Annotated in this window: 1 protein-coding gene; it reads right to left on the bottom strand. The window is 62.1% G+C overall.

From position 1 onward, the window contains the following. Positions 1-104: 104 nt before the first annotated feature. On the bottom strand, positions 105-1,892 hold the full coding sequence (locus ACFWBF_RS37220) for a reverse transcriptase domain-containing protein (RefSeq protein WP_385609262.1): 1,788 nt from the start codon (positions 1,890-1,892) through the stop codon (positions 105-107). Between the last annotated feature and the right edge of the window lie 162 nt (positions 1,893-2,054).

Genomic DNA, 2,054 nt, shown 5'->3' with positions numbered 1-2,054 from the left:
GTACTGGTGGGCCGTCGGCGAGGTGCCTGCTGAGCAGGTCCTTTTCCCACGGCCCCCAGCCCGAACGACGCATGCGACTTTCACCGCACGTCGCTCTCCAGTGACTACTCCGTGAGTGCTGGGACAGACCTTCGTCCGTGGATGTCCGCGTGACAACTTCCGCAGACCACAAGAGTTTTGCGATGTCGTGCGGCCATGAGATCTGCCCACGGTGGCCGGTCGGGACCTGGCTTTCCGAGGTCAGCGAGCTTGGCGACGTGGTGGACTTCCACCCCGTCGATGCGTCCGCATGACTCGCATCGTCCGGCGAGGAGCCGGGTGACCAGCTCCTTGCGCTTGGTACTGACCGGTGCCAGCCGACGGTCGGCGACAACCGTCTTCTTGTTCTGTCGCAGCGGGATCCCGCCGAACCGTCCGACCAGTGGCTTCCTGCCGGTGCGTTCGACGCGGGCCTCGAAGCACTTGCGTGGCCCGTGCGGTGTCTCGGTGGTGGCCGCGTATTTGCGGGCCATCTTCGACACCGACGAGCGGTGCTTGTTGGCGAGCGTCATCAGCATCGAGGTCTCCATGACCCATTGCAGCCGGGCGAGTCGGAAGACATCGCCGGCCATCAGGTAGTACTGGACGACGCCGCGGTACTCGGACCCGTAGGTGCTGATGATGTCGTGATCATCGTGGTTCAGCAGCTGGGGCCGACGCGTGGGTTTGCCACGCTTCATGTACTGCGCTTGCTTGGCAGATACCACCGAACGAGGGACACGCAGACCGATAGTCCCATTGACAGAGCGCCGTCTGCCGGAGATCCTGCGGTCGTTGTGGTGCACGTTGATGTGGTAGCCGAGGAACCTGGCCGCCTGGGTACGGGCATGCGTGATGAGCGTCTTCTCCGGCGACAGTTCCAGCTTGAGTTCGTCACGCAGGAAGTGCGCCAGATGCTCTTTGATTTCCTCTGCTTCTGCTTTTGGTCCGGCGAACCCGAGCAAGGTGTCATCGGCATAACGCACATACCGCAGCCGCCGGTAGCCGGGATCCTGAGAATCCATGCTGGGCATGCTGTGGAGTTGCTTCCGCAGCTCCCGCACCTTGGTGTGGTCGCCACGCTCGCGGGCGCGTTGCATTGCCGCCCATACCCGTTTAAAGGCACGGTTCGGCTTCCTGACTCTTCCCCGAGTGTACTTCGGAATCAGAACCTTCTCGACATATTCATCCATCTTGTGCAGGTAGATGTTGGACAGGATCGGCGAAACTACCCCGCCTTGCGGACTTCCACTGTGCGTGGCATTCCAGATCCAGTCCTCCATGTATCCGGCCTTGAGCATGTTCCGCACCAGCCGGAGGAACCGGTTGTCGTGGATTTTCTCGCCCAGGATTCGAAGCATGACCGAATGGTCAAGGCGGTCGAAGCACTGGGCAATGTCACCCTCGATGAACCAGACCGTCCCCGTCCAGGTGTGTGCCACATCGCGTAATGCGGTGTGGCAACCTCGACGCGGACGGAAACCGTGCGACGAGCCGGAGAAGGTCGGCTCGTAATACGCCTCCAGAAGCAGGCGGATCACTTCGCCGACAAGCTTGTCCGACCACGGCGGCAGACCGAGCGGGCGCAACTTCGTACTGCCCCGCCCCTTGGGGATGTAGACCCTTCTGGCTGGGCTCCACCGGTAGCGCTCGTGGCGCAACGCGTCGATGACGTGCTCGATTTTGCCCAGCGACATGCCGTCCACGGTCTCCCCGTTGGCCCCCGGCGTCATTGCCCCCTTGTTGGAGTAAAGGCGTCCGTAGGCCAGCAGATACAACTGCGGGTTGAAAAGTTGTCGATACAATTCATTGCATGGCAGGCCGCGCCTGCCGCGCTCACGGAGGACACCCAGCACCGCTTCGGCACTCTGCATTTCGCATACCTCCCGACTCTGTGGTGTCCGATCACCTGGCCCCCTTCGCCCGATGTGAACGGCTTTCCCGTTCTCCTTGGCCGGTCGTTACTCCGGCGACTACTACGGGGCCTCCGTCGCCGTAGGAAGATCTCTTCCGTTAGGCGATCCCATGTTCGTCCT

Origin of the sequence: Streptomyces sp. NPDC060028 (assembly GCF_042736725.1) — a bacterium.
In the GTDB taxonomy this organism is placed as follows: Bacteria; Actinomycetota; Actinomycetes; order Streptomycetales; family Streptomycetaceae; genus Streptomyces.
This window is presented reverse-complemented; position numbering and strand designations above follow the sequence as displayed.